Annotated in this window: 21 protein-coding genes and 8 pseudogenes; 18 read left to right on the top strand and 11 right to left on the bottom strand. The window is 66.3% G+C overall.

Annotation, left to right across the window (positions count from 1 at the left end):
• Positions 1 to 32: 32 nt before the first annotated feature.
• The gene (locus tag GNX96_RS11630) at positions 33 to 1,019 is read left to right on the top strand and encodes a response regulator transcription factor (protein WP_452124471.1); all 987 of its coding nucleotides are present in this window, start codon (positions 33 to 35) and stop codon (positions 1,017 to 1,019) included.
• 50 nt (positions 1,020 to 1,069) lie between these two features.
• On the opposite strand, the gene GNX96_RS11625 is transcribed toward GNX96_RS11630, so the two are convergent.
• Together GNX96_RS11625 and GNX96_RS63165 are read right to left on the bottom strand one after the other, a co-directional pair.
• Positions 1,070 to 1,600: an Lsr2 family DNA-binding protein gene (locus GNX96_RS11625; protein WP_163568100.1), complete on the bottom strand. Its 531-nt coding sequence runs from the start codon at positions 1,598 to 1,600 to the stop codon at positions 1,070 to 1,072.
• Positions 1,601 to 1,735: 135 nt separating this feature from the next.
• A pseudogene (locus GNX96_RS63165) lies at positions 1,736 to 2,904 on the bottom strand (serine hydrolase domain-containing protein).
• Between the two features lie 184 nt (positions 2,905 to 3,088).
• Here GNX96_RS63165 and GNX96_RS11615 point away from each other — a divergent pair.
• Both GNX96_RS11615 and GNX96_RS11610 read left to right on the top strand, forming a co-directional pair.
• Positions 3,089 to 3,496, top strand: a complete 408-nt coding sequence (locus GNX96_RS11615; RefSeq protein WP_163568099.1) for a VOC family protein — start codon at positions 3,089 to 3,091, stop codon at positions 3,494 to 3,496.
• 399 nt (positions 3,497 to 3,895) lie between these two features.
• Positions 3,896 to 6,313: a M15 family metallopeptidase gene (locus GNX96_RS11610; RefSeq protein WP_163568098.1), complete on the top strand. Its 2,418-nt coding sequence runs from the start codon at positions 3,896 to 3,898 to the stop codon at positions 6,311 to 6,313.
• 7 nt (positions 6,314 to 6,320) lie between these two features.
• Here GNX96_RS11610 and GNX96_RS11605 read toward each other — a convergent pair whose 3' ends face one another.
• Positions 6,321 to 7,163 (bottom strand): LysR family transcriptional regulator, encoded by an 843-nt coding sequence (locus tag GNX96_RS11605; RefSeq protein ID WP_163568097.1) that lies wholly within the window; start codon positions 7,161 to 7,163, stop codon positions 6,321 to 6,323.
• A 71-nt stretch (positions 7,164 to 7,234) separates the two neighbouring features.
• Between GNX96_RS11605 and GNX96_RS11600 the strand changes: the two genes are divergently transcribed.
• Both GNX96_RS11600 and GNX96_RS50900 read left to right on the top strand, forming a co-directional pair.
• Positions 7,235 to 8,254 carry an MFS transporter gene (locus tag GNX96_RS11600; protein WP_279580043.1) on the top strand — a complete coding sequence of 340 codons (1,020 nt, stop codon included), beginning with the start codon at positions 7,235 to 7,237 and terminating at the stop codon, positions 8,252 to 8,254.
• Positions 8,170 to 8,481, top strand: a complete 312-nt coding sequence (locus tag GNX96_RS50900) for a hypothetical protein (RefSeq protein ID WP_279580042.1) — start codon at positions 8,170 to 8,172, stop codon at positions 8,479 to 8,481. Before GNX96_RS11600 ends, GNX96_RS50900 begins: the two co-directional genes overlap by 85 nt.
• A 120-nt stretch (positions 8,482 to 8,601) precedes the next feature.
• Here the strand turns inward: GNX96_RS50900 and GNX96_RS11595 are convergent, their stop codons facing one another.
• Entirely contained in the window at positions 8,602 to 8,961 is a 360-nt protein-coding gene (locus tag GNX96_RS11595) for a hypothetical protein (RefSeq protein WP_163568096.1), read from the bottom strand.
• 2 nt (positions 8,962 to 8,963) lie between these two features.
• Positions 8,964 to 9,281: a hypothetical protein gene (locus GNX96_RS11590; protein ID WP_279580041.1), complete on the bottom strand. Its 318-nt coding sequence runs from the start codon at positions 9,279 to 9,281 to the stop codon at positions 8,964 to 8,966.
• A 234-nt stretch (positions 9,282 to 9,515) separates the two neighbouring features.
• Here GNX96_RS11590 and GNX96_RS11585 point away from each other — a divergent pair, with 234 nt between their 5' ends.
• From GNX96_RS11585 to GNX96_RS11570, 7 genes and pseudogenes are all read left to right on the top strand, one after another.
• Positions 9,516 to 9,968, top strand: coding sequence for a hypothetical protein (locus GNX96_RS11585; protein ID WP_163568094.1), 453 nt, complete (start codon positions 9,516 to 9,518; stop codon positions 9,966 to 9,968).
• 34 nt (positions 9,969 to 10,002) lie between these two features.
• Positions 10,003 to 10,482 carry a DUF2716 domain-containing protein gene (locus GNX96_RS11580; protein ID WP_163568093.1) on the top strand — a complete coding sequence of 160 codons (480 nt, stop codon included), beginning with the start codon at positions 10,003 to 10,005 and terminating at the stop codon, positions 10,480 to 10,482.
• 86 nt (positions 10,483 to 10,568) lie between these two features.
• Positions 10,569 to 12,578, top strand: coding sequence for an nSTAND1 domain-containing NTPase (locus GNX96_RS50895; protein ID WP_279580040.1), 2,010 nt, complete (start codon positions 10,569 to 10,571; stop codon positions 12,576 to 12,578).
• Positions 12,490 to 13,668 (top strand): annotated as a pseudogene (locus GNX96_RS50890) (WD40 repeat domain-containing protein); the annotation flags it as partial. The gene GNX96_RS50895 and the pseudogene GNX96_RS50890, both read left to right, overlap by 89 nt.
• Before the next feature lie 14 nt (positions 13,669 to 13,682).
• Positions 13,683 to 14,066 (top strand): annotated as a pseudogene (locus GNX96_RS63160) (WD40 repeat domain-containing protein); the annotation flags it as partial.
• A 117-nt stretch (positions 14,067 to 14,183) separates the two neighbouring features.
• Entirely contained in the window at positions 14,184 to 14,378 is a 195-nt protein-coding gene (locus GNX96_RS50885; protein ID WP_279580038.1) for a hypothetical protein, read from the top strand.
• Between the two features lie 58 nt (positions 14,379 to 14,436).
• Positions 14,437 to 14,823 (top strand): nuclear transport factor 2 family protein, encoded by a 387-nt coding sequence (locus GNX96_RS11570; RefSeq protein WP_163568092.1) that lies wholly within the window; start codon positions 14,437 to 14,439, stop codon positions 14,821 to 14,823.
• An 81-nt stretch (positions 14,824 to 14,904) separates the two neighbouring features.
• Here the strand turns inward: GNX96_RS11570 and GNX96_RS11565 are convergent.
• A pseudogene (locus GNX96_RS11565) lies at positions 14,905 to 15,454 on the bottom strand (GNAT family N-acetyltransferase).
• Between the two features lie 244 nt (positions 15,455 to 15,698).
• Between GNX96_RS11565 and GNX96_RS11560 the strand changes: the two are divergent.
• Both GNX96_RS11560 and GNX96_RS11555 read left to right on the top strand, forming a co-directional pair.
• Positions 15,699 to 16,835 (top strand): NB-ARC domain-containing protein, encoded by a 1,137-nt coding sequence (locus GNX96_RS11560; protein WP_390623975.1) that lies wholly within the window; start codon positions 15,699 to 15,701, stop codon positions 16,833 to 16,835.
• Between the two features lie 107 nt (positions 16,836 to 16,942).
• Positions 16,943 to 17,287 (top strand): EthD family reductase, encoded by a 345-nt coding sequence (locus GNX96_RS11555; RefSeq protein WP_279580037.1) that lies wholly within the window; start codon positions 16,943 to 16,945, stop codon positions 17,285 to 17,287.
• A 52-nt stretch (positions 17,288 to 17,339) separates the two neighbouring features.
• On the opposite strand, the gene GNX96_RS11550 is transcribed toward GNX96_RS11555, so the two are convergent.
• From GNX96_RS11550 to GNX96_RS61010, 5 genes and pseudogenes are all read right to left on the bottom strand, one after another.
• On the bottom strand, positions 17,340 to 17,783 hold the full coding sequence (locus tag GNX96_RS11550; RefSeq protein WP_279580036.1) for a hypothetical protein: 444 nt from the start codon (positions 17,781 to 17,783) through the stop codon (positions 17,340 to 17,342).
• Between the two features lie 252 nt (positions 17,784 to 18,035).
• A pseudogene (rox, locus tag GNX96_RS11545) lies at positions 18,036 to 19,460 on the bottom strand (rifampin monooxygenase).
• Between the two features lie 199 nt (positions 19,461 to 19,659).
• Positions 19,660 to 21,159 carry a sensor histidine kinase gene (locus tag GNX96_RS11540; RefSeq protein ID WP_163568089.1) on the bottom strand — a complete coding sequence of 500 codons (1,500 nt, stop codon included), beginning with the start codon at positions 21,157 to 21,159 and terminating at the stop codon, positions 19,660 to 19,662.
• Positions 21,156 to 21,608: a winged helix-turn-helix domain-containing protein gene (locus GNX96_RS61015; protein ID WP_390623980.1), complete on the bottom strand. Its 453-nt coding sequence runs from the start codon at positions 21,606 to 21,608 to the stop codon at positions 21,156 to 21,158. The genes GNX96_RS11540 and GNX96_RS61015 overlap by 4 nt, the downstream gene beginning before the upstream one ends.
• Positions 21,589 to 21,810: a response regulator gene (locus GNX96_RS61010; RefSeq protein WP_313885634.1), complete on the bottom strand. Its 222-nt coding sequence runs from the start codon at positions 21,808 to 21,810 to the stop codon at positions 21,589 to 21,591. Before GNX96_RS61010 ends, GNX96_RS61015 begins: the two co-directional genes overlap by 20 nt.
• A gap of 224 nt (positions 21,811 to 22,034) precedes the next feature.
• On the opposite strand from GNX96_RS61010, the gene GNX96_RS11530 reads away from it, so the two are divergent.
• The 4 genes and pseudogenes from GNX96_RS11530 (at position 22,035) to vanX (ending at position 25,681) form a co-directional block, all read left to right on the top strand.
• Positions 22,035 to 23,012 carry a D-alanine--D-alanine ligase family protein gene (locus tag GNX96_RS11530; RefSeq protein ID WP_163568088.1) on the top strand — a complete coding sequence of 326 codons (978 nt, stop codon included), beginning with the start codon at positions 22,035 to 22,037 and terminating at the stop codon, positions 23,010 to 23,012.
• 5 nt (positions 23,013 to 23,017) lie between these two features.
• A pseudogene (vanH, locus tag GNX96_RS11525) lies at positions 23,018 to 23,999 on the top strand (D-lactate dehydrogenase VanH).
• Positions 23,996 to 25,041 (top strand): annotated as a pseudogene (vanA, locus tag GNX96_RS11520) (D-alanine--(R)-lactate ligase). Before vanH ends, vanA begins: the two co-directional pseudogenes overlap by 4 nt.
• A pseudogene (vanX, locus tag GNX96_RS11515) lies at positions 25,038 to 25,681 on the top strand (D-Ala-D-Ala dipeptidase VanX). Before vanA ends, vanX begins: the two co-directional pseudogenes overlap by 4 nt.
• Positions 25,682 to 25,688 lie beyond the last annotated feature (7 nt).

The raw sequence follows: 25,688 nt of genomic DNA, 5'->3' as shown, positions 1-25,688 counted from the left end.
CCCGCCGGTTTTGAACGAGCGCGGTCTCGTCGATGCCGTACGCGCCCTCGCCTTGGACAGCCCGTTGGAAACGACCGTCAACGCCGATGCTCAGTCGCGTCTGGACCCGCCGATCGAGTCGGCGGTGTATTTCGGGGTCGCCGAGTTGCTCACCAACGCCGTCAAGCATGCCCACGCGTCCCAGCGCGGATCTCCGTCGCCCACGACGGCACCGGGATCGTCGCGGAGGTCGAAGACAACGGTCAGGGCGGCGCCAGCGTACGTACCGGCGGCGGACTGGAGGGGCTGCGTCGCCGGCTCGCGGCCTTCGACGGCACCCTGGAGGTCGACAGTCCGGCCGGCGGTCCGACCCGCGCGAGAATGGTGGTGCCATGCGAATCGTTGTAGCCGAGGATCTTTACCTTTTACGCGACGGAATAGTGCGCCTTATAGAGGCGTACGGGCACGAGGTCGTGGCGACCGCGACGACCGGGCCCGAGACCCTCGACGCCCTGTTGGCCTGGCAACCGGACGTCGCCATCGTGGACGTACGGATGCCGCCGACCCAGACGGATGAGGGACTGCGGGCGGCGCTGGAGGCCCGCCGGAAAGTCCCCGGCCTGCCGGTGTTGATCCTGTCGCAGCACGTCGAACAGCTCTATGCCCGGGAACTGCTGGCCGACGGCGCCGGGGGCGTCGGCTATTTCCTCAAGGAAAGCGTGTTCGACGCCGACCAGTTCATGGACGCCCTCACTCGGGTTTCTGGTGGTGGCACCGCCATGGATTCGGCTGTCATCACCAAACTGTTCGCCAGCGGCACGTCGAACCGGCGGCTGGGAAGCCTCACCGAACGCGAACAGTCCGTCCTCAGCCTGATGGCCGAAGGCCTGTCCAACCAGGCCGTCGCCCAACGGCTTTTTCTCAGCGAGAGCGCCATCAGCAAATACACCACGTCGATCTTCGGAAAACTCGGCATTACTGACGACGACAACAACAATCGCCGCGTCCTCGCCGTTCTCAGCTATCTCAACAAACCCTAATCGCTGCCGGCGGCGAAAAGGGGTCGCTGAATTCGGTCGCTGCCGTTTCTTTAGTTGGCCTGGCGGTACGCGTCGATGATGGAGCTGGACAGCCGGCCGCGGCCAGCGACCTGCATTCCCTGCCCCTGCGCCCAGGCGCGGACGGTCTGGGTGTCGATCGCGGCGCGACGGCCGGGGCGCTTCGCGGCCTTACGTGCCGGTGCGGCGACCTTCTTGCGCGGACGGCCGGGGCCGCGTTTGGCCACTGCCGGTGCGGCCTTTGCCTTGCTCGCCTTCTTGGCGGCCTTCTTCGCCGCCGCTGGCGCTGCCTTCTTGGCAGCCTTCTTCGCCGCCGGTGGAGTCACCTTGCGACTGGCCGCGACTGGGCCGCCGTCCATCGCCTTTTCCAACGCGGTGATGAACTGTCGCAACGGAATCTTCTTCGCCCGGCCGACCCGGCTGGCGCCCTTGCGCCACTCCACTCCCGAATGGCCGATCCGCACGTGCCCGACGACCGAACCGGAGTTATCCGAAAGCGACAGCTGAACTCCCTTGTCGCCAATATCGATAACCGCGTCCGCGACATCCAGGTTAACTCGCATGATGACCTTCTCCTCGGGGGAACTGTGACATGTTCCCGCGATACTAATACGAAGAGGTGATTCGCGCGCGTGGAAACGCTGCTGGGAGCGCCACTGGAAACTGTCGGGACACTTTTCCGGGCGTTTCGGGTCTGATTATTTACCGAGGAAGGCGGCCGATGCCAACCGCAGCACGAATGGCTGTTCGGAGCCGTCCTTGTTGCCGGTCGGGTTCAACACATAGACGATTTTGCGCTTCAGGTCAGGGGTGGCGAACACGCCGTCCGTGTAGCCGGGACGTGAGCCGGTCTTGCCCCACGCGAAAATCGTGGTGCCGGGCAGCGAGACCTTCATCAGTCCCATGCTGTAGCAGGCGTTGCCGCCTGGGCAGTTGGATGCGTCAACGTACGGGACTGGTGTGCCGTCCGGGCTCACCGGCAGCGTGAACATCTCGTTGAGCTCGCTGGCGGGTACGATTTTTCCCCCTTTGAACAGTGCGGTAAGGAAGTGGTCCAGGTCGGCGGCGCTGGAGATCAGGCCGCCTTCGGCCCACGCCCACGGGCTTTCCTCGGTTACGTCCACCAGCTTGTCGCCAACAGCTACATATCCGTGCGAATGTGGGCCTGGAATCGCGAAATCGTACGGGCCAGGGACGGACGTGTCGTGCAGTGCAGTCCCAGCGGGCTGATAATCCGGTGCTGGACCTCTGCCGCGTACGTGTTGCCGGTGATTTTCTCGATCAACAAGCCGGCCAGGTAGTAGTTGATCCCGTCGTACTTCTGTTTCGTACCCGGCGCGAACTGCATCGGATGCCGACTGTCGATGGCGACGATCTGCGCTGGGGTCCACACGTCGAAACGGTGGTCGACGAACCATTGAGCGTCGCCGGTGGTCTTGAATGGACTGTCGTCGTCCGGAAGTCCGCTGGTGTGGTTGAGTAGCTGGCCGATGGTGACCGGTGGCAGATTTTCCGGTAGCAGGCCGGGAAGGTAGTGCTGCACGGTATTGGTGAGAACGATTTTGTGTTCAGCGGCGAGCTGCAGGACGACGGCCGCGGTGAAGACCTTGCTGATGCTGCCGATCCGGAACCGGCCGTTGAGTGGCACCGGCTGGTGGTTCGCGATGTCTCCGGCACCGGACGTGCCAGACCATTGGCCGGCCGAACCGGTGATCCGCAACAGCGCGCCGGTGACTTTGTCGGTCGGCCGGACTTGCAGTGCGTGGCGCAAGACCGAGTCATTGAGCGGCGGCAGGTCCTGGTGCGGAGCAGCGATCGCGACACTGGCCACCAGTGCGGCCGCGGCCAGTGCGAATGTTTTTACCATCATCGGTCCTTTGGCGTGGCATAAGGGAAGTATGCCGAGCCTGACACGGCTGGCCGGGTCCGGTGAGTCGTGTCAACCCACCAAAGCAGGGTAGGGATGCCCCTACTGTGACAAATGATGCAGGAGCCGGTTGGCTTGCCTGTGTCGCCTGGTGGAGACCTTGTTGAGCTGCGAAGATGGCCGCATGACGAGTCGTTTGAACCCGTACCTCAGCTTCCGCGGCGACGCCCGTGCGGCGTTGGAGTTCTACCAGACGGTCCTCGGGGGGACCCTGACGATGTCGACTTTCCGGGAGTTCGGCATGCCGGACTCGCCGGAGGCGGATCAGATCATGCACGGCCAGTTGGAAACCGACAGCGGCTACACGCTGATGGTCTCCGACACACCGCCGGGCATGGAGTACAACCCCGGCACCAACATCACCGTCAGCCTGAGCGGAGACGATGCCGACGAGCTGCGTGGCTACTGGGAGAAGCTGTCCGCCGGCGGCACCGTGTCGACGCCACTGGAGAAGCAGATGTGGGGTGACGAGTTCGGCTCCTGTACGGACAAATTCGGCATCCCCTGGCTAGTCAACATCACCGCCTCCTGACCTCAGGCCCAAGGCTCGATCCCAATGATGAGCGCTGTCTTTGATTGCATCATGGCGCCCATACTCTGACGAAACGCGTCACCCACCTGGCAAGTCATAAGCGGAGCCTTCCCGATCGAGTCACGCGCTTTTCCTGATCGGGCAGATGGCACGGCCGTGTCACGTCTTCTCGGTGAGTGCGGGTGAGCGGAGGCGAGGTGGACAAGACCGGGGTGGACCAGGCCAAACAGTGGGAGGCCCGGCCGGCGCCCGCGCGGGCGGTCCCACCAGATCGCCCGGTGGCCCGGCCAGTTCTGCCGCGCGGTGGCGATCGCGGCGCCATGGCGAGGGCGATGGGAACCATCCAGCGCACGGCCGGCAATCGCGCGGTGCAACGGCTCGTACGGTCAGGCCGCCGTGATGAGGACACACCGCTGGGGCAGCTGGACAGTTCAGCGGGCGCCGCTGGACAAGGACGCGGACCCGAACGGCTATTCCTCGAAGGACGGCCGGTCGTTCAAGGACGAAGGGGTGGTCCGGCGCGAGGTGCATGGGCTCAAGTACGGCCTGAAAGGCAGCTTCCAGGACAAGTACACCAGCACCCGTACGACGGTGGACCCGGTCACCAAAGAGAAGAAGACCGTCACGGTGGACCATCAGAGCACCGAACGGACCAAGACCCACGAAGACGTCGACCACATGGCAGTGGCGATCTTTCCCAGTTCGCTGGGCAAGGAGCCGGTCCAGGTGGTGCTGCACTTCCACGGTTACGGCTTCCGGGGAGGCGATCCGTACGCCGGTTACACCGTGTCGGCGGAGGCGGGCAAGAAGGGCACTGTCCGCGATGTCGATCAGGAGCACTGGGAACAGCAGCTGGGTGCGGTCGACAAGGAGCGCGAGGCGGCCAAGGGGCCGTCGGTGGTGACGATTTTGGTGCAGGGCCGTGGCATGTCCGACTTCGGCAAGGTGCCGACCTTCGACTACATCGCGGACGTGTTCAGTAAGGTGCCCGAGCTGAAGGAAATCACGAACTACTCGTTGATCCAGACCGCGCACAGCGGCGGTGGCTTCGCCCTCGCCAACAGCCTGAAGAGCGGGACCGCGAAGACGTCCGATCGGGGCAAGCTGCCGGCGGCCGAGGACGGCAAAGCCGCGCCACAGCCGTCCGACATGGTGGTGGTGTTCGACGCCGAGGGAGAGGTTGAGGTCACCAAGTGGGCGATTGAGCAGGTCAACGCCCTGACGATCGCGCTCAAAACAGTCGCCAGACCTGAGGACGCGCAGGCGGCCATCGCGGCGACCCCGAAGCTGCGGGCCTACTTCGCTGCCGGCGGGTTCTACGTGGCTCGCTACCAGAAGCAGAACGCGGCGCTCGGTGAGGCGATCGAGAAGGTGCCTGCCCCGTGGCGCGACCCGACCTCCTCAGCTGTGACTGTGGCGGACCTGTTCCGGTTCATCGAGGTTTCCGCGGCGGGTGTCGACCACGAGCATTTGATCAGCAAGGGCACCAAAGGCGGCGCGAAGAACGGGGCAGTGGCGGACGCCTTGCGCGCGTCTACGGACCCGACCAGCGACCGGGGTCAGGCAGTGAAATGGTCCTGGGCCGGTACGACGAAGGCAGCCGCACCTGTCGTACCAACCAAAATCCCGCCAGCGGTCAAGACCACGCCAGCGGTCAGCGGAACCGCCACGACCATGCCGGCCGCTATCATCAAGGGGACGACCGCGACGGCGCCGGCCACCGCACCCGCGGCGGCGGGCGCGCTCAAGGGCTGGCGGGCGAGTAGCGCGGCGTCGGAGTATTCATTGACTCAGGCCCAAAAAGACGCGATCGCCGCGCAGACCCCGGAGCAGCGGGCGACGGACGCCAAGGCACTCAAGGACGGTACGAAGCGGCTCGCGGCGCTGATCAAGGCCGAGAAAAAGGCCACCAAGGCCAAAACCGAGATGCCCGAGGCGGACGCCAAGGAGCTGGCCGACCTGCGAGCCCTGCGGACCAAGGTCGCGGCCGCGCAAATGGCGCTGAAGACCGAGGATGTCGAGGACATCTTGAAGGCGGCCGGTCACACGGTCGTCGGCTGGTACGGGGACGTTCAGCAGGGGAAGTTTCTCAACGTCTCGGTACGCGTACACAAGGACCTGGCCGAGGCGCTCCAGCGGGCCGAGGCGGCCCTGGTCGCCGACCCGAAAGCCAATCCGGACAAGCTGGACGCGGTCGCGCTGGGCAAGAAGCTCGGCATGAGCCCGCGGGCCGCCGACATGCGGATCCCCAAAGCCGCCGTCGGTGGCACCAGCATCAGCATGCACACGTTCGGGCTGGCGGTTGATCTGAACTACGCGGGCAACCCGTACCTGGTGCTGAACGGCCGGACCGCGCCCAACGTCATCGTGCGCGCGACCAGCCTGGTCGCTGGCAGCCCGGTGGATGTGGGTACGTCACTTGGCGACACCAAGACGTCGTACGACAAGCTCACCGGCGCCTCCAGTGCGCTGATCACGTACCTCTCGTTCAAGGATCCCGCGAACAGGCCGGCCCTCAAGGCGGCGGTCGACGCGCACACACCTCGCAAGGGCGAGCCGACGGACGAGGCCGGCTGGCTGGCCCAGATCGAGAAGGACGACAAGGCGATTGTCGGGAGCAAGGACTTCGCCGGCCACACCTCGCCGGAGAAGGGCTTCATCGACTTCCAGGAGTCGGTGGTGATGGCCCTCGCCGGCGCCGGTCTCACCTGGGGCGGCACGTACGGCGGCACCAAGGACCTGATGCACTTCGACCTCCGCTCCGGTGAGGGCGCCAAAATCGACGCGGCCCGGCAGAAACACAAGGCCGAGAAATAGCTGTTTCTCAGATCATCCGACGCAGCGCGGTCTCGACGGCATCGACCAGCGGATCCCCGCCGGTGCGTGGGTGTCGGGTGAGGCCGAGTTCCACGTCCGGCAGGGTGGGCAGGGCGTCCGGGTGGTGGCAGGCCATGGCCGGGTCGACGTTGGCGGGCATGAGGGCGGTGACGCCGAGCCCGGCCTGCAGCGCGGCGAGCAGGCCGGCGAGGGTGTCGCTTTCGAACGCGACCCGCCAGCGCCGGTCCGCGCCGGCCAGCGCCTCCAGGGTCGAGGTCCGCCACGTGCAGGTGTTCGCGAACAGCACCACGGGCAGCGGATCCGCGGCCACGTCGACGCCCTCGCCGACCGCCCACACCAGCGGACGGTGGACCGTCCAGCGGGGTGGCGCCGGCAGGTAGATGACCTCGTCGAGTACGAGCTGGACGCGGCCCGCGTCGTAGGCATCGCGCATCGCGGCGGCGGGGGGGCAGAGGACCTCCAGCGTCACGCCGGGGTGCAGCCGGGCCAGGTCGGCCAGGACCAGCGGAAGGTGGGACGGAGCGAGGTCCTCCAGGAGGCCGACGCCGCAGTGGCCAGTCAGCGCGCGCCCGGTCTCGGTGAGTGCCTGTGTGCAGAGTGAGAGGATGCGTTCGGCGTACGGCAGCAACTCCTCACCCGCCCGGGTCGGCGAAACTCCGGACGGCGACCGGTTCAGCAGCGGACGACCGACGGTGCGTTCGAGCCTGCGTAGCTGCTGGCTGAGCGCCGGCTGGGTGTGCCCGAGCGCGGTCGCGGCCCGGCTGATGCTGCCGGCCCGCACGGCGGTGACGAAGGAGCGGAGCAGAGCGGTCTCCAAGTCCCGGGCCATAAGCAGACGTTATGTCAGCTCCAACGGATCACCAGTTCCTATGGCGTAAGGGGCGATCTATGGTTGCGCCGGTGACCAGCTACCGACAGGTGCTCGCCGCGCCGGGGATGGCGCCGTTGCTGGGCGTCTCGCTGGTGGCCCGCGTCGCGATCACGGCTGACGTGATGGCGCTGACTATGTACATCGTGCTGGGCCTGCACATGAGCTACGCGGCGGCCGGCGGTGTCGCGGCGGCCATGACCGCCGGGATGGCGCTGGGCGGGCCGCTGGCGGGTCGGATGGTCGACCGGCGAGGCCCGCGGATCGTCCTGCTGGTCACCGCCGCCGCGCAGGTGGTGTTCTGGCTGGGCGTGCCGGCACTGCCGTACGGGATCCTGCTTCCCGCCGCCGGTGCGGCGGGCCTGTTGATGGTGCCGGCCCAGTTGGTGACCAGGCAGGCGATCACCGCGACGACGACGGCGGGACAGCGCCGGGCCGCGTTCGCGCTGGAGTCGGTGCAGGGCGAATTGTCTTATATGGTCGGCCCACCGATCGCGATCCTCTGCGCGTCACAGCTGTCGTCGGGCGTGGTGGCGTGGGGGGGCGTCGGCGCGGCGATCGCGGCGGGTGGGGTGGGGATTGCCCTGCTCAATCCGCCGCTGCGGGCCGACAGCGAGATCGATGCCGGGCCGGCCGGCCGTCCCCGTCTCCGGGAGTGGATGGGCCCGCGCATGATCGCCGTGCTGGTGATGGCGTTCGGCACCACGATGCTGCTCAGCGGCACCGACCTCGCCATCGTCGCCACCCTCAAGGCGGTCGGCCAGGTGTCCTGGGCCGCCGTGGTGGTGGCCGTATACGGGGCGTCCTCGGTCGTCGGCGGGTTGGTGTACGGCGCGCTGTCCCGGCCGCTGTCCACCTGGCTCCTGCTCGGCCTGCTCGGGCTGGCGACCATCCCCGCGGGGCTTGCCCCCGCTGGGCCTGGTTGTGCGTGGCCGGTGTCGGTGCCGGGCTGCTCACCGCGCCGACCTTGTCCGCGGTCGCCGACGCGGTCAGCCGGCTCGCGCCGGCCGGCGTGCGCGGCGTCGCGACGGGCCTTCAGTCCTCGGCACTGAGCGCGGGCTTCGCACTCGGCTCCCCGATCGTCGGAGGAACGATCGACGCCTGGGTGCCGGTGGGCGGCTTCGCGGTAGCCGGGCTCGCCGGCCTCGTCACCGCACTCACCGGATACCTGCTGTCACGCCGACCGCCGGCCCAACACCGGCCTTCGCCCAGTGCTCCCGGGCCAGCCGAGCCACCGGCTCTCGAGTCGTGCACCGCCGCCGTCCGGCCCACCATGTGAGCGCCGGCGGCTCGCCAAGTGCCACACTTTTCTTGCCACTGAGTAGGAAGCAGCTCATCGACTGCAGCACAATGTCCCGCACTCGACATCGACTGCGGGACATTGTCCGGCGCTCGACGGCTAGCAGGTGATTTCGACGTTGGAGTAGCCAGGAATGGTGAAGTCCTCGAAAGTCGTGGAGAAGAAGGTCTCTTCGGGGGTGTCGCGCGTTACGGAGTTAATCCGCCATTCGCCGTAATTATTGTTGTTGCTGTAGCCGTCGAACCGGTAGCCCACCTTCCAGTTCGGCGCGTTGTCGTACGAACAGAAGTGGCCCATGACCGGTGGGCTCGGGGCCAGCGACTGGCTGTTGCCGGCCCAGGCCGGGCCGGCCGTGGCGACCAGGCCGGCGAGCAGTGTCGCGGCTATCGAGGTTCGCAGTCCCCATCGCCAGCAGCTCGTACGACGCATGGAAGTGTCCCTTTCAGTGGTGGCGGGCATCTTCAGCAGGTCCATTCGACGTTGGAGCTGGAGCCGGGCGGATCCTGCTGGTAGTAGGTGGCCCAGTAGAACGTCTCCTCAGGCGTGTCCCGGATCGCGTTGATGACCCAGCCGCCTTCGGTGTTGTTGTTGGCCGTTCCGGAGAAGCCGTAGTCGACATGCCAGCCGGCCGGGTTGGAGCAGAAGATCGAGTGAGTGGGTTCCGAGGGCGCGTTCGGCGAGCTGTTGCCGGCCCACGCGGGCGAGGAAATCAGTACGAGGCTGGCCAGCGTGCCGCCGGCCAGCGTGACCGCTCGGGCCCAGGTTTTCTGACGGTTCACCATCACGTCCTTCGTCGGTGCACGGGTACGGCCAGTTCTGTCTAGCCGACCAACGTTGTTCGGCATCGACGATCGCGCACCGAACGACAAACCCCGAACATCCCCCGGGCGTACGAGTGCGGCCGGTCGAGCGGTTGTCCGGTGTTTGTCGTTCGGTATGGGCGAACCGAACGCGAACAGCCCGGATCCACTAGACAAAGGCTGTCGAACGGGAAACCAGCGATCCTTGGGAGGATGGAAGATGCGAACAGCCAGACTGATCGCCGCGACCGGGTGCGCGCGCTCACCGCGGTCGGCCTCTGTGCGGCGACGGCGATGCCGGCCGCGGCCGCCGAGCAGACTTCGCAAGCCGAGCAGGTTGGGCAGTCGGGGGTGCACCTGCAGATCGTCAAAGCCACCATCGGGCCCAACGGCATCGGCCCGGGATCATGCAGCGATGCGTCCGCGATCGGATTTCTCACCGGTGTGGAGACCGGTGCCCCTTGGTGGTATTGCTTCTCCGGGCACGGGACGCTTAACGAGAAAGTGTCGGACGTGAGTGAATACAAGTCCTCTTATGGTGCGGCTGGTCAATTCACCATATCGTTCGCGCCCGGTTATAACTGCCAGACTGTCCGGATCTTCTATCACAACAACAGCGAGGATTACTCTCCCGCGGTCAACGTCTGCCAGATCACCCTGGACTGACCCGCGATCGCCGTCACGAAAGGAGGAGGCCGGCTTGAGCTGGATCCTGCTCGACGACGAGCGCTGGCGGCAGCGTTTTCAGGCCGACTTCCAGTTTCGCCCGGGTACGACGGTGTCCAGCTGGCCGGCCATCCGCGAGCCGGCCGGTGCGGTGACGATCGACCTGGCGCCGATCTTCACCGCCGCCGGCCGCGGTGCCGACGACCTCGACACGCAGGTGCTGGCCGCGATGATCGAGGCATTTCCCGGCGGCACCGGGCTGGCCGCTCTTGACTGGTTCCATTCCGGCTTCTGGTTCGTACCAGCTCATGGCGAGTTGCCGCCGGTCCGCCCTTTTCCGAACGGGGATTACCATATTTTCCTTACCGAAGATCTGACCAGTGGGCTTTTCGGACATCCATGGGAACAAACCCTGTGTGTTTTCGGCGCTGGCCTGGTCGCCGCGCTGGTGCCGGAACTGACGCGATGGCTGCCGGTGAAGCGGGATAAGAGGGCCGCACCAGTCAACGAATAGCGATGTTTGCGCTAAACCGGTGGACATCGGGCGGCAACCGGTTAACCTTCGTGATCATGCCGCGTCCGGAGCGTCCGTTAGACACCGTGGACAGCGCGTTGGTACGGTTCGCCGCCGATTTGCGGGCGGTACGCGAAAAGGCCGGCAGCCCGCCGTACCGCGAGCTGTCCCGTCGTGCGCATTTCTCGGCCGGCACGCTGTCCGACGCCGCCGGTGGCCGCAAACTGCCGAGCCTCGCGGTGACCCTCGCGTACGTACGCGCCTGTGACGGCGACGACACCGAGTGGGAGCAGCGCTGGCATGCGGTCGCCGCGGCGGTGGCGGCTGAGGCGAGTGGTGCGGAATCCGAGGCCGAACCGGATCCGCACACCGCGCCCTACGTCGGGCTCGCCGCATTCCAACCCGCCGACGCCGACCGGTTTTACGGCCGGGAGGACCTGGTCGACGAGATCAGCCGCCGGCTGGAAAGGCAGCGGTTCCTGGCGGTGTTCGGCGCATCCGGGGCCGGAAAGTCCTCGGTGCTGCGCGCCGGACTGGTGCCCCGGTTCGGCGCCACCGAGTCGCGCCCGGTGCTGCTGCTGAGCCCGGGCGCGCGTCCACTGCAGGAGCTGGCGCTCGCGGTGGCCACGGCGACCGGCAGGTCCGCGAGCGCGGTGCGTACGGAGCTGGACGCCGACCCGGCGAGCCTGCATCTGATCGTCCGCCAACTGGTCTCGGAGACCGACGACGACGTGCTGATCGTGGTCGATCAGTTCGAGGAGCTGTTCACGCTCTGTCCTGACAAACAGGAACGCGAAAGGTTCGTCGACTGCCTGCTCTATGTGGTGAAAGCGCCGACGAGCAGGGTCCGGGTGGTCATTGGCGTACGCACCGATTTCTTTACCCACTGCGTCAGCCACCAGCCGCTCGCCGAGGCGTTGCAGGATGCGCAACTGCTGGTCACCCCGCTGACGGCGGACCAGTTGCGGCAGGTGACCACCAGGCCGGCGACGCTGGCCGGCTATGTCGTCGAGGGTGCGTTGCTCGCCCGGGTGGTCGCTGACAGCGTGGGTCAACCAGCCGTGTTGCCACTGGTTTCCCATGCATTGCTGGAAACCTGGCGGCGCCGCCGCGGAAACACCTTGACGCTGGCCGGTTATGAGGCCGCCGGTGGGATCGTGCATGCGGTCGCGCAGACTGCGGACGCCGTCTATCGGGACCTCGACGCGGCCCAGCGCAAGCTCGCGAAAGACCTCTTCCTGCGGCTCACCGCGCTGGGGGAGGGCACCGAGGACACTCGGCGGCGGATCGATCGTGCCGAGCTCTGCACCGACCGGCCGCAGGTCGAGGTCCTGCTGGAGCGGCTGGTTGCCGCGCGGCTGATCACCGTCGACGCGCAGTGGATCGAGGTCACCCACGAGGCGCTGATCCGGAGCTGGCCGCGGCTGCGCGAATGGCTAGCGGAGGACCGCGACGGGCTCCGGATCCACCGGTCCCTCACTGTCGCGGCCGCCGGGTGGGAGTCACTCGACCAGGATCCTGGCGCGCTTTATCGGGGTGCCCGGCTGGCCGCCGTACGGGACTGGATGGCGAGCCACGATGCTCACCTGACCGGCCCGGAACAGCGGTTCCTGACGGCCAGCGAGGCTGCCGAGACGGCGGAGAACACCGCGACCCGGCGGCGAACCAGGCGGTTGCGGCAGCTCGTCGCCCTGCTGACCGTCGCGCTCGTGCTGCTCACCACCGCGACCGGCTTCGCGACCTACGCCGAAGGGACGGCGAACCAGCAACGGGACCGGGCACAGGCGGACAGCGTCGCCCAGCAGGCCACTGCGCTGCGTGCCACCAACCCGGCGCTGGCCGCCCAGCTGAGCCTCGCCGCGTACCGGCTGAGCCCGACCACGGCGGCTCGTAGCAGCTTGGTGAGTACGCTCGCGCAGCCGTACGCGACGGCGCTGACCGGCCACACTGACAGCGTGGAGGCGGCCGCCTACAGCCCCAACGGGAAGGTGCTGGCGACCGCGGGGGGTGGACGAGTCGGTCCGGCTGTGGAGCGTCACCGACCCGCATCATCCCAGCTCACTGGCCCTGCTGACGGGTCACTCGAACGTCGTTAACGCGGTTGCTTTCAGCCCGGACGGGACGATGCTGGCCTCCGCCGGCAGCGATGGCACCGTACGACTGTGGGGCGTCGCCAACCCGCGCCACCCGGTCACCGAGGGCGTGCTGCGGTGCGCAGCCGCGGTGACGTCGGTGGCATTCGCGCCGGACGGCCGGACTTTGGCCGCTGCGCAGGAAAACGGGGCGACGCAGCTGTGGTTGGTGGGCCATCCGCGGCTGGCGGGGACTATCCCCGGCACCGCCGCGGTGTTGTCGGTGGCGTTCGGCCACGACGGGGGGACGCTGGCTACCGCGACCGCGGATCACCTCGTACGGCTGTGGGATGTCGCCGATCTTTCCCATCCCACCAGCGATGCCAGCCTGACCGGCGCCGCGGACAGCGTCAACTCGGTGGCGTTCAGCCCGGACGGCCGGGAGCTGGCCGGCGCGAGCCGGGACCACACCGTACGGCTGTGGGATGTCGCGGTGCCGAGCCAGCCGAGTCCGCTGGCCACCGTCAGCCAGGACAACCAGGTCCTCTCGGTCGCTTTCAGTCCGGACGGCCGGACCATCGCCACCGGCGCGGTCGACCACACCGTACGGCGGTGGGATCTCACCGATCCCCGGCAACCGGTGGCGCTGCCGGTGCTCGGAGGGCAAACCGACGAGATCAACGCGGTGGCCTTCAGCCCGGACGGTCGGACGCTGGCCACCGCGAGCTCGGACCACACGGTCTGGCTGCACGACCTTCCCGGGCCGATGCTGGCCGGCCACACCGACACCGTGAACGCCGCCGCGTACAGCCCGAACGGCGGCATGGCGGCGACCGCGGGTGCGGACGGAACCACTCGGTTGTGGAATGTCACCGACCCGGACCACCCCGGCGCGATGGCCGTCCTCACCGGCCCGGCGACCGCGGTCTTTGGTGGCAATGCGATTTTCGGCCTCGCGTTCAGCCCGAACGGGCGGACGCTGGCGGTCGCCAGAAATGACGCCACCGTGCAGCTCTGGAACATCGCCCAGCCGCGCGACCCGGTCCGGCTCGGCGCCGTCACCGGTCACACCGCGGCCGTTTTCGCGGTCGCTTTCAGTCCGGACGGGCGCACCCTCGCGCCGGCAGTGTGGACGGCACCGCCCGGATCTGGGACCTCGCCGACCCGACCCACCCGGCCGTCGTCGCGGTGCTGCCGAACTCGCACTCCGATGGCGCGCTTTCCCTTGCGTACAGCCCAGACGGTCGGACGCTCGCGGTGGTGGACGCCAACACGATCCGACTGTGGAAGGTGGCCGATCCACACCACTGGTCGCTGTCGGCCACGCTGGGCGGGCATGGCGGAGCGGTCCAGTCGGTCATGTTCGGCCGAGACGGCCGGCTTCTGGTCAGCGGGGGCAATGACCGGACCGTACGGCTGTGGGATGTCAGCAACGGGTCGCGGCCCGCCGCCCTCGCCACCCTCGTCGGACCGACCGACGCGGTGGACGCGGTCGCCGTCAGTCCCGACGACCAGACCGTCGCCGCGGCGGCCAGTGCCGACCACACCGTCGTGCTCTGGGACATCGCCAACCTCCGGCAGCCGAGCCCGCTGGCCACTCTCAGCGCGGCCACCGGATCCGTACGAACGGTGGCTTTCGGGCCGGATTCGCACCGGCTGATCAGCGCCGGCGACGACGAGACCGCGGTGCTCTGGCAGACCGATCCCGACCAGGTGGCGAACCAGGTGTGCGCACTGGTGTCGCCGCAGATCACCAAGGCCCAATGGAACCAGTATTTCCCCGGCATGCGCTACTCGCCGCCGTGTCGCGGGTCCTTTTCTTGATTTTGTACGGTAAAGGTCGTGGGTAGGATTCTTGGCTCCGACCAGATGAGGCAGACAAATGACGCAGGATTCCCAGACGCGAGCGCGGATAGCGGAGCACTGGACGGCCTCCGAGCGCGGGGACGTTGACACCGAGCACGCGGTCTATGCCGCCGACGCGATTTTGGACTATCCCCAGTCGGGGGAGCGGTTTCGAGGCCGCGCAAGAATCCAGGCGCAGCGTGGCGGACACCCGGCCGAGCGCCATTTCACCATCACCCGCATAGTCGGCGGTGGTGACCTTTGGGTGAGCGAATGTGTGATCACCTATGACGGCGTACCGACCAACACGGTCAGCATCATGGAGTTCGCCGACGGTTTCGTGACGCATGAAACGCAGTATTTCGCCGACCCTTTCCCAGCGCCTTCCTCGCGAGCGGCGCTAGCCGAGCCGATCACCGGCTAGATCGGCAACTTCCGGCCGTCGCGGACTTGAGCGTCAACCGACCGTTCACCAGGTGGGAGGCGCTCCTGCGGGCAGCAGGACTTAGTTCCATTCGCTGGCGAGAATGGCGTAGACGTACGTGGAACTCCACTCGCCTTTGAAGAACTCGTCTTCCCGGAAATGCGCCTCGCGCCGCAAACCAAGCCGTTCCATCAGCTTCGCTGACGCGGTGTTCCGGGCGTCGCAACGGCCAATCACCCGACGCAGTCCGAAAGCGTCGAAGGCGAGGTCAAGCCCGACCCGGGCGGCCTCGCTGGCAAATCCACGGCCTTGGTGGTCGGGATGGAAAATGAACCCGAACTCGGCCTGGTGTGACTTTGTCGTAGTCGAACAAGCTGATGTCGCCGATCAGTTCTCCGGTGTCCTTGCGTTCGACAGCGAGGATGAGGCCGTCGGAGTCGGGGTCGAAAACGGTCTTCTGCATGCGCCGGTCGAGCATCTCTTTGGTCTGTTCATGGGACTTCTCGGTCCAGTAGAGATAGCGCACCACGTCGGATCGGCGGTGGATGTCGTGCAGCTGATCGAGATCACTGTGCTGGTAAAGGCGGAGGAAGAGGCGGTCGGTGTCGATGGGGTAGGTCGGCTGGCGCATGCGCGGATAGTACGGGTGGGGGCGATCATGATGGCACCCGGTTTGTTTGCCTACCTCGCGCGTTATCTATAGTTTCCGATCATTGACGGTCCGGGTTTTGGAGAAGTGCTGCGCGGCCATCGGCGCGCGGCGCGGCTGACGCTGGAAACAGTTGGCCGAGAGGTCGGGGGTCAGTGCGAGGACCCTGTCGGATCTGGAGCGTGGCCGAAGCAAGGGGCCGCACCATCGGACTGTCACGGCCTTGGTGGAGGCGCTTGCCCTGGAAGGGGATGCCGGCAAGCAGCTTGTCGAGCTGGCGCGGGACGGCCGGCTACGGGATCACTGGGCCCGTCCAGCCAGCCTCTGTGAACTGCCCCGACCGGTCGACGACTTCACCGGCCGTGCCGCGGAACTGGCCTGGACGAGTGAGCTGGAGTGCGCCGAGAGTGTGGTCTCGTTGATCACCGGCTCCGGGGGCATGGGCAAGACCACCCTTGCCGTCCGGGCGGCCCACGCCCTGCGTCCAAGCTTCCCCGGCGGAGTGTTTTTCGTTGACCTGCTGGGGATGTCCCCGCGGCCAGCGACCGCCGCGGACACGTTGTGGCTGCTCCTTCGTACGCTCGGTGTCGCGGACGAGGAGATCCCGGACGATGCCGGGGAGCGCGCTTCGGTGTATCGGTCGCTGCTGCGGGACCGGCATGCGCTGGTCGTGCTGGACAACGCCGGGTCGGAGGAGGAGGAGCAGGTGCGCCCCCTGCTGCCGGGAGATGGCGCGAGCCGGGCGCTGATCACGGCCCGGCGGCTGCTGGCTGGTCTGGAGGGCGTACGCCGGCTCGCCCTCGGACCTCACTCACCGTCCGAGGCCACCGAGCTGCTGGCCGGGATTCTGGGCGTGCGTGCCGCCCGCGACCAGGAATCGGCACTCCACCAGCTGGCCGAGTTGTCCGAGGGCATGCCGCTGGCGCTGCGGATCATCGGGAACCGGCTGGTCAGCCGGCCCGGCTGGGATGCCGCCGCACTGGTGGCTCGGCTCGCCGACGAGGAACACCGGCTGGATCAGTTCAAGGCCGGTGACCTGAAGATCGCCACCGCGTTCGGGATGTCGTACGAGCAGCTCTCGGACACCGCCCAGCGGGTGTTTCGGCGGCTGGCCGTGGTACCGGAAAGCGACTTTGACGCGGCCCTCGCCGCGGTCGTTGGCGAGGTGCCGATGGAGGTCGCCTGGGATGCGCTGGACGAACTCGTCGACCTTGGCCTGCTGATGGACAGCGTGGCGGGGCGCTACCGGTTCCACGATCTGGTCCGGCTGTTCGCTCGCCTGCGGCTGGAGGCAGCGGAGTCCCCAGCCGAACGTGAGGCACTGACGGCACGTGCGGCACAGGCGTACGCCACGCAGTCCTGACCGATCGGGAGCGCTCTGCGTACGCACTTCTGCGTGCTGTTCTGCGTGGTGCCGGCGATTCCCCGCCGGTTGACTTGACCGCAGCGGGACCGGCGTCACCGGTCAAGATGTCACTCGACGAGAAGGAAACAGCATTCATGTCGGATCACCCGACCAAGATCAGCTTCGTCTATTCGAACCCGAAGGACCCGGCCGCCTTCGAGGCCGCTTACCCCGACCAGCTCGCGCTGGCGCGCAAGCTTCCCGGTCTGGTTCGGCTCCAGGTGTCGAAAGTCTGGCCAAAGGAAGACGGCGGCCCAACCCCGGCGTACCGGCTGTTGGACCTTTACTTCGCCGACTACGCGGCGGCCAGCGCCGCCGCCGCTGAGGCGGGCAGCTTGGTCGGCGCCACCGTCGAGCACTCCACCGGTGGCGTAGCGATCGCATTCGCGGAAATAGTCGAGGACATTTAACCGCTTTTAGCTCCAGGCGGCCCGTACCAGGTTGGTACGGGCCGCCCGCGCGTTAGAAAGCGGTGTTGCTGGCCCAGACCGGGCGGCTGTTCTGGTTGTAGATCACCACGTTGCCGTCATTTTGGATCGCGAGTTGGCATCCGTCATACACCGCCGAGCACGCGCCTTTGGTGTTCGTCGCCCACATCGCCGCGCCGCCGGCCGCGTAGACGACCAGGTTGCCGTCGTGCTGCCACACCGCGTACTGGCCGTCGTTGTTGTTCGACGTCCATTCCGGGTCGCTCCAGTGAAAAAGCTGCAGCCCGTTGTAGCCCATCGGGAACTTGCTCAGCTGCAGGACCGTACGTCCACTTGGTGAGGCCACGCCCTGCCCCGGTGTCTGGAACACGAAGCCGTGGTTGACGCACGTGTTGCTGCCGTCGTTGCACAGGAACGCCGGAGCGGCGGTGGCTGCGCCTGGCAGCATGGCGACCGCGAGACCGATGCCGGCCGTCAAGGCGACGACCGTTCGTCTGACAAATGTCATTTTTTTGTTACCTCCCACCAAATCTTGCCAGATAGTGGTTCGATCGGGAAGCTTTTGGACGAGGTCCTGTCTGGTTATTGCGGCGGGCGATAGCCGAGCCCAGGAGCCGCCTGGCGGCACCGCGGAAAAGCCCCCATAGCGCTGCTATGAAGGCTTTCCCGCGGTGCCGCCAGCCGACTCCTGGATCTCGACTCTCATCCCACCGGAATAACCAGACAGGACCTAGCTGGCCATGCCGAACCACTGGGACAAGTGGCTGACGAGATCGGCCTGATCCTCGCCGGCCCAGGCCACGTGGCCGTCCGGGCGCAGCAGTACGGCCGGGGCGTCCAGTTCCTCGCTCACGTCGACGACGTGGGCGACTCGATCCGTCCAGCCCGTCACCGACAGTCGGCCGGTCTGGTCGATCAGCAGTCCGCGGCCGGCGTGCATCAGCTCGTACAGCCGGCCCCGCTTCAAAGCGATGTCCTTCAGCCGCCGGCCCAGCAGCGGATGGCCATCGCCGAAGTCATAGCGAACACTGATCGCGGTGACCCGCTCGATCAGCAGCCGGTTCACCTCGTCGAAGTCCATCAGCTCTGTCATCAGCCGGCGCAGGGCCTGCGGACCAGGCTTGAAGGACATCAGCTCGGCCTGCGCTCGTACGTTGTCCAGTACGCCGCCGCGACCGGGTGCCGTTCGTCGTAGTAGCTGTCCAGCAGCCCCTCCGGAGCCCAGCCCCTGATCTGCGCGGCCAGTTTCCACCCCAGGTTGAACGCGTCCTGGACACCGAGGTTGAGGCCCTGACCACCGATCGGCGGGTGGACGTGGGCCGCGTCGCCGGCCAGCAGCACCCGATCGACCCGATAGCGGTCAGCCAGCCGGGTGGTCGCCAAAGCGCGACAGCCAGCGCGGCGAGTGCACCCCGAAATCGCTGCCACCAAACACATTCAGCTGCCGTTTGATTTCGTCGAGAGATGGCGGCACAGTCCGGTCCTCGGCCACCGTCTCGGCTGGCACGATGACGCGGTACGACCCATCCCCGATCGGCCAGACGCCGTACCAGTGCTGGGTTTTGCGGACTTCGGCCACCATCGTGGCCACCTCGTCCTGCGGCGCGGTCAGCTGCATCTCACCCAGCAGCCACTCCATGCTCGCCGGCTCGCCGGGGAAGTCGACGCCGAGCAGTTTTCGCACCGTACTGCGACCGCCATCGCAGCCCACGAGATAGCGCGTACGCAGCTGCGTGCCGTCGGTCAGTTCGACGGTTACTCCCTGCTTGTCCTGGCTGAACCCGACCAGTTCAGTGCCGCGCCGAACCTCGGCGCCGAGCTCGACGGCGTGCTCGGACAGCAGGCGATCGATGACGCTCTGCGCGAGCCCGAAGACGTACGAATGCGCGGTGTCCATCCGCTCGGGCCACGGCTTGTTGATTCCGGCGAAATAGCCGCCGATCTGATGTTTTTTGCCGCCGTTCTCGATGAACCGCTCCAGTAGGCCGCGCTGATCCATGATCTCGGCGCTGCGTACGTGCATGCCCAACGCACGAATAACCTTGGTCGGCTCGGTCTCCTTCTCCAGCACCAGCACGGGTACGTCGTGCAGCCGCAATTCGCTGGCGAGCATCATGCCGGTCGGTCCACCACCGGCCACGATTACGTCAAACAATGAGCCATCCATTCACTACAGACTGCGTTTCGCCAATCCCGCGGATCTGTTTCCGCAGGTGGTGGCATCGGGCTCGCAGATTCTGCAGCACGATGGGGGTCTTGTGGCAAGCCCCCCCATGCGATATATGTTAATAATGGCGGGGAGTGAAACTCCTCGCTATCTTGGTTTCACCGCCGAAACCGCGCCTTTGTCGAGGTCAACTCGTCGGTGGGTTTTCTGGTACGGGACCGGAGTCCGCCGCGGTGCCGCGCGGCACGGTGAGGGTGAAGACCGCGCCCGCGGAGTTCGCGACCTCCAGCCGGCCGCCGTGCAGGGCGGCGTTCTCGTACGCGATCGCCAACCCCAGGCCGCTTCCCTCGGTCTTCTGGCGGGCGCGGTCGCCGCGGGCGAACCGGTCGAACACGAACGGGGCGAGGTCGGCGGGCAGCCCCGGTCCGGAATCGGCGACCGCGACGCGTACCAGGTCGACCGCGCTGCCGTCGATGGTGACGGTGATCGGTCGCGCGCCGTGGCGGTCGGCGTTGGTCACCAGGTTCCGTACGATCGTGTGCAACCGGCGCGGATCGCCGACGATAGTGGCGTCCCCGGTGACGGCCACCTGGATCCCGGCTTCCGGCGCGCTCAGCGCGACGGCGTCGGCCGCGAGGGGGTTCCAGGTCGACGGACTCCGGCCGCAGCTCGGCCACCCGGCGTCGAACCGGGACATCTCCAGCAGGTCCTCGACGAGCGAGCTCAGCCGCTGGACCTGACTGCTGACCAGCTCCGCCGAACGTACCCGGTCGTCAGTGTCCTTGGCGTTCAGGCTGGCCGCCGCCGCGATCATCGAAGCCAGCGGGGTGCGCAGGTCGTGCGCCACATCGGCGATGAAACGCCGCTGGCGCTGGTCGTTCACCTGCAGCTGTTGGATGGATTCGCTCAGTCGTTGGGCCATCGCGTTGAACGAGCTGGCGAGGTCGGCGAGTTCGTCCCGTCCGCGCACCGGCAGGCGGGTGTCCAGCGCGCCGTCGCCGAGCTTTCTGGCCGCCACGGCCGCGGTGCGTACGCGTCGCTGGATGCGCCCCGCGGCCACCACTCCGATGAGGACGCCGAGCAGGGCCGCCCCGGCCGCGATGCCATCGAGCTGCAGCCGCAGGGTGGACAGCTCGCTGTCCAGTTGATGGGTGTCGAACGCCTCGGCGAACAGCAGACCCGGGCCGAGTTGGCCGACGATGATCAGCTTCGGGCCGAGCTTGGTGTTGACGATACGGGTCACCGGCTGCGGACTTCGCCGCGCGAGGCTCACCGCGGATTGCACCATGTCCGCCTCGGGCAAGGAGAGCTGGCTGACCAGCAAGCTGCTGTTACCTGCTGTGACGACGAACTTCTCGTCGCCGGGGGCGGCATCGCGGCTTATGGAGCCGCCGGGGCTGCTGTCGACCTTGGCGGTGAGCACCGCCCAGATGATTCCCGGCCGGGTGAGCTTGTAGTCGCGGAACTTGTTGACGTCGATCTTGGTGGCAACAGTGGCCGCGTTGACTTGCTCGCTCAGCTGCCGGGCGTCGTAAAGGAAGTTCACCGTGGCGGCCCCGATGTACCGGTCCCTGGTGGGCCCGGTCTGCAACTGGTAGGTCACCAGTGCCATCACGGCCGCCGCGAGGGTGGTGACCAGCACGACTGTGAGCGCGATGCTGGCCCGCAGCCCCAGTCGCCACGTCATGGTGTGACCAGGCGATAGCCGAGCCCGCGTACGGTACGCAGCACGGTGGGGTTGCCGGGATCCGGCTCGATTTTCGCGCGCAGGCGGGACACCGCGGCATCGACCAGCCGGGTGTCGCCGGTGTATCCGTAGTCCCACACCCGTTGCAGCAGCGTCTGCCGGCTCAGCACCTGCCCGGTGTGGTCGGCGAACTCCACCAGCAGGCGAAGTTCGGTCGCGGTGAGGACCAGCTCGGTCCCGCCCTTGGTCACCACCAACGCCGTACTGTCGATCTCCAGGTCGCCGATCCTGCGGGTGGTCCGCTGTGCCGGTGTCGTACGCCGCAGGATCGTCTTCACCCGCGCGTCGAGCACCCGCGGTTCGACCGGCTTGACGACATAGTCGTCGGCCCCGCACTCCAGCCCCACCACGACGTCCACGTCCATCGCGTCACCTCGAGCGGTGAGCAGGATGACCGGGAGCGCGTCGGCCGCCCTGATGCGGCGGCAGACCCTCGAATCCGTCTATCCCGGGCAGCATCACGTCGAGCAAGACCACCTCGGCTGGTTCCCGCCGCTCGAACAGTGACTCCAGGGCCTGCTCACCGCTGGGAGTCACCACCACCTCGTGGCCGAATCCACGCAGTGCGCGGGACAGTGTCTCGGCCAGCACGGCGTCGTCCTCGACGAGCAGCAGACGAGAAACGGTGACGACTCCTTACCAGACAGTGGCCAGCACCGGTTCGACGCGACCATAACTACATTAAGCCAGGGTTATCGCAGACGTGCTGACCTGTCGACGAACTGTCACAGTCCTGGTACAAAGCCGCCCTAGCGTGATCGACATGTCACCGCTGACCTCGACGCCCCCAGCGCGCAGTCGATCGCGGTTCGCCAGTGAATGAAACCAGAACGCGGATCGCCGTTGTGTACGGCGGACCAAGCGGTGACCACGACGTGTCATGCGAGTCCGCCGCCAGCATCGTCACCCACCTCGACAGCCGTCGATACGACGTCGTCGCGGTCAAGATCAGCGTTGCTGGCCGCTGGCGGATCAGCGGCCCGGACTTCCCCAGCCGCGGGCGGCTCCCCGAGGCGGATCGACTGCGCAGCATCTGGGGCACCTTGGAGCGGTTGCGGGACGTCGACATCGTGCTCCCGGCCCTGCACGGCTGCCATGGCCAGGACGGCACCATTCAGTCGTTGCTGGAGCTGGCCCGCCTCCCGTACGTCGGAAACGGCACCTTGGCCAGCGCGGCCGGAATGGACCGGGAGTACGCCAGGAAGCTCCTCGCCGCCGCCGGGCTGACCGTGCCGGACGGAGTCGTGTTGCGAGCGGGCCGCAGTGACCTGACCACCGCGGAAAAAGAACGCCTTGGTTTGCCGGTGTTCGTTAAACCCGCGCGCGCCGGGTCCAGTCTTCATGTGTCCACAGTGGACAGTTGGGATGACCTGGCCGCGGCCATCGCGGCGGCCCGGCGGATCGACCCGAAGGTCCTGGTCGAAACGGCGGTCCGAGGACGAAAGATCGGCATCGGCGTACTCGAGACGCCCGACGGGGCCGTGCACGTGAGCCCGCCGCTGGATTCCACCGCTCTCGAAGTTCCGGCCAGCGTGGATCAGCAGACTCTCGTACGGCTGGACCGGGTGGCCCGGCAGGCATTCGCCGCGTTGGACTGCACGGGGCTGCTTCGCGTCACCTGCTTCGTCGACGCGGACGGCGAAGTCGTCGTCAACGAGGTAAACACCTTTCCGCGCTTTACCTCCGCGTCGCCGTACCCGCGAATGTGGCAGGCGGCCGGCCTGGACTACCCGGAACTGCTGGACACCTTGATTCAAACCGCTTTGCGCCGCCGATCGGGGAACCAGAAGTGATCCCGCTGTCAGACCGTCGCCCCCATGCCGTCCCCGTCACGATCTATGGATGCGAGCGGGACGAAGCCATCTTGTTCCGAGAGCTGGCGCCTCGCTTCGGCGTTATGCCCACCATGACCGAAACACCGGCCTCTGAGGGGAACATTCACCTGGCGTCCGGAAAACGATGCGTCAGCGTGGGCCACAAAACTCACATCACGAACGCCACGCTGCTCGCGCTCAGCCGAGCCGGCGTCCGGTATATGTCCACCAGAAGTATCGGATACAACCATATCGATGTGAAGTACGCCCGGAGCGTTGGCATTTCCGTCGAAAACGTCACCTATTCGCCCGACAGTGTGGCCGACTACACGCTGATGCTCATGCTGATGTGTGTACGAAACGCAAAGTCCATGGTCCGGCGTGCGGACGTTCATGACTACCGACTGGATGACGTACGCGGGAAAGAGCTGCGCGACCTGACCGTCGGAGTGGTGGGAACAGGACGCATTGGTGCCGCGGTGATTGACCGGCTGCGGGGCTTTGGCTGTCGGATATTGGCCTATGACACGTTTCCCGCGACTTCCGTCGACTACGTCCCCCTCGACGAATTGCTCGGTCACAGCGACATCATCACGCTACATACGCCGCTTAACGCGGACACGTACCACCTCTTGGACTGTCAAGCGTATCGAACAGATGAGCCGTGGCGCGTACCTCGTCAACACCGGGCGCGGTCCGCTGCTGGACACCGAGGCTCTCGTCTCGGCATTGGAATGCGGTCGACTGGGTGGTGCCGCGTTGGATGTTCTCGAAGGAGAGGAAGGAATATTCTACGCGGACCGTAGAGACAGGCCCATCGAAAGCAAGTTGTTGCTGCGGCTTCAGGAACTGCCGAATGTGATCATCAGTCCGCACACCGCGTACTACACGGACCACGCTCTGGGCGACACCGTCGAAAACTCCATTATCAACTGTCTGAGATTTGAAAGCGAAAATACCGCATGAACAAGACGAAGATCGGCATCATTTTTTCGGGGGCGCCTGTGAAGAGCACCCCATCTCCCTCAAGTCCGCGCGAGAGGTCGCGAGGAGCCTCGATACCGACAAGTATGACCCTTTCTGGATTGGCATCACCGAAAGCGGCGTCTGGAAGCTGTGTGACGGTCCTGACGAGGGCTGGGAAAATAACGGCCGCCGTGCCGTGCTGTCACCAGATCGCAGCACCCCGCGGATTGCTGGTCATTGACCAGGCGAAATGCGAAACCATCAGTCTGGACGTCGTGTTTCCGGTGCTGCACGGCAAGCTTGGCGAGGACGGTGCGATCCAGGGCTTGTTCGAGCTCTCCGGCCTCCCCTATGTGGGCTGCGATGTCCAGAGTTCGGCTCTGTGCATGGACAAAGCCCTTGCCTATACAGTCGTCGCAGGCGCGGGCATCGCCACTCCGAAGTTCTGGATTGTCACGGCGGACCAGGACATCGATCCCGACCAGCTCACCTATCCGGTCTTCGTGAAGCCGGCCCGTTCGGGTTCATCCTTCGGCGTCACCAAGGTGTCCGGCGAAGAAGAACTGCTGAGCGCGGTGGAGGCCGCGAGGGAGTACGACTCGAAGGTGCTGATCGAAGAAGCCGTCGTCGGCAGCGAGATCGGCTGCTCCATCCTGGGGAACGACCAGGACCTGATCTGATCGTGGGCGAGTCGGACCGGGTCGCCCTGTCTCATGGGTTCTTCAAGATTCACCAGGAAAGCCACCCGGAAACCGGTTCGGAAAACTCGTCTTTCATCTGTCCGGCGGACATCTCGGCGGAGTCGCGCTCGCTCGTACACGAGACGGCGAAGGCCATCTATCGCGCCTTGGGATGCGGTGGGCTGGCGCGAGTGGACGTGTTCCTGAAGGAGGACGGAAAGGTGGTGCTCAACGAGGTCAACACCCTCCCCGGCCTGACCTCCTACAGCCGCTATCCGCGGATGATGGCGGCCGCTGGATACTCCCTTGCCGAGGTGATCGACATGCTGGTGTCGTTGACCTTGACCGGAAAAGCCCAATGAAAGACGATTTCGTCTTCGTGGATGAATACGTACCCGGAATACGTTGGGACACCAAATACGCCACCTGGGACAATTTTACCGGCAAGCCGGTAGACGGATATGTGGTGAACCGAATCGTTGGTACGAGGGCGCTGTGCGCGCAGCTCTGGAAAGAGCCCGAGAAGCGGCCGCATCCCTGGGGTTTGGCTTGCTTCTCTGGGATGGCTACCGGCCGCAACGCGCCGTCGACTGTTTTGTTCGCTGGTCGCAACAGCCCGAGGATGGCCGGACGAAACTCAGGCACTATCCGAATATTGACAGAGCCGAGATGTTCGAAGAGGGATATGTGGCCGCCAAGTCGGGCCACAGCCGAGGCAGCACCGTCGACCTGACTTTCTACCACCTGGCTACCGGTGGGCTCGCTTTGATGGGCGGTGACCATGATCTGATGGACTCCGTTTCGCACCATGGAGCGAAAGGAATCACGCAGGTCGAAGCGCAGAACCGCCACCACCTTCGCGCTGTCATGGAAGTCAGTGGGTTCAGCTCGTACGAGTGCGAGTGGTGGCACTACACTCTGAAAAACGAACCCTATCCAGACACCTATTTCGATTTTCCTGTCACCGACTTGAGTCGACCGAGGGAGCTGGCGAAGCGTTGACAGGGAA

The organism is Fodinicola feengrottensis, from assembly GCF_010993775.1.
GTDB classification, from domain to species: Bacteria; Actinomycetota; Actinomycetes; order Mycobacteriales; family HKI-0501; genus Fodinicola; species Fodinicola feengrottensis.
This window is presented reverse-complemented; position numbering and strand designations above follow the sequence as displayed.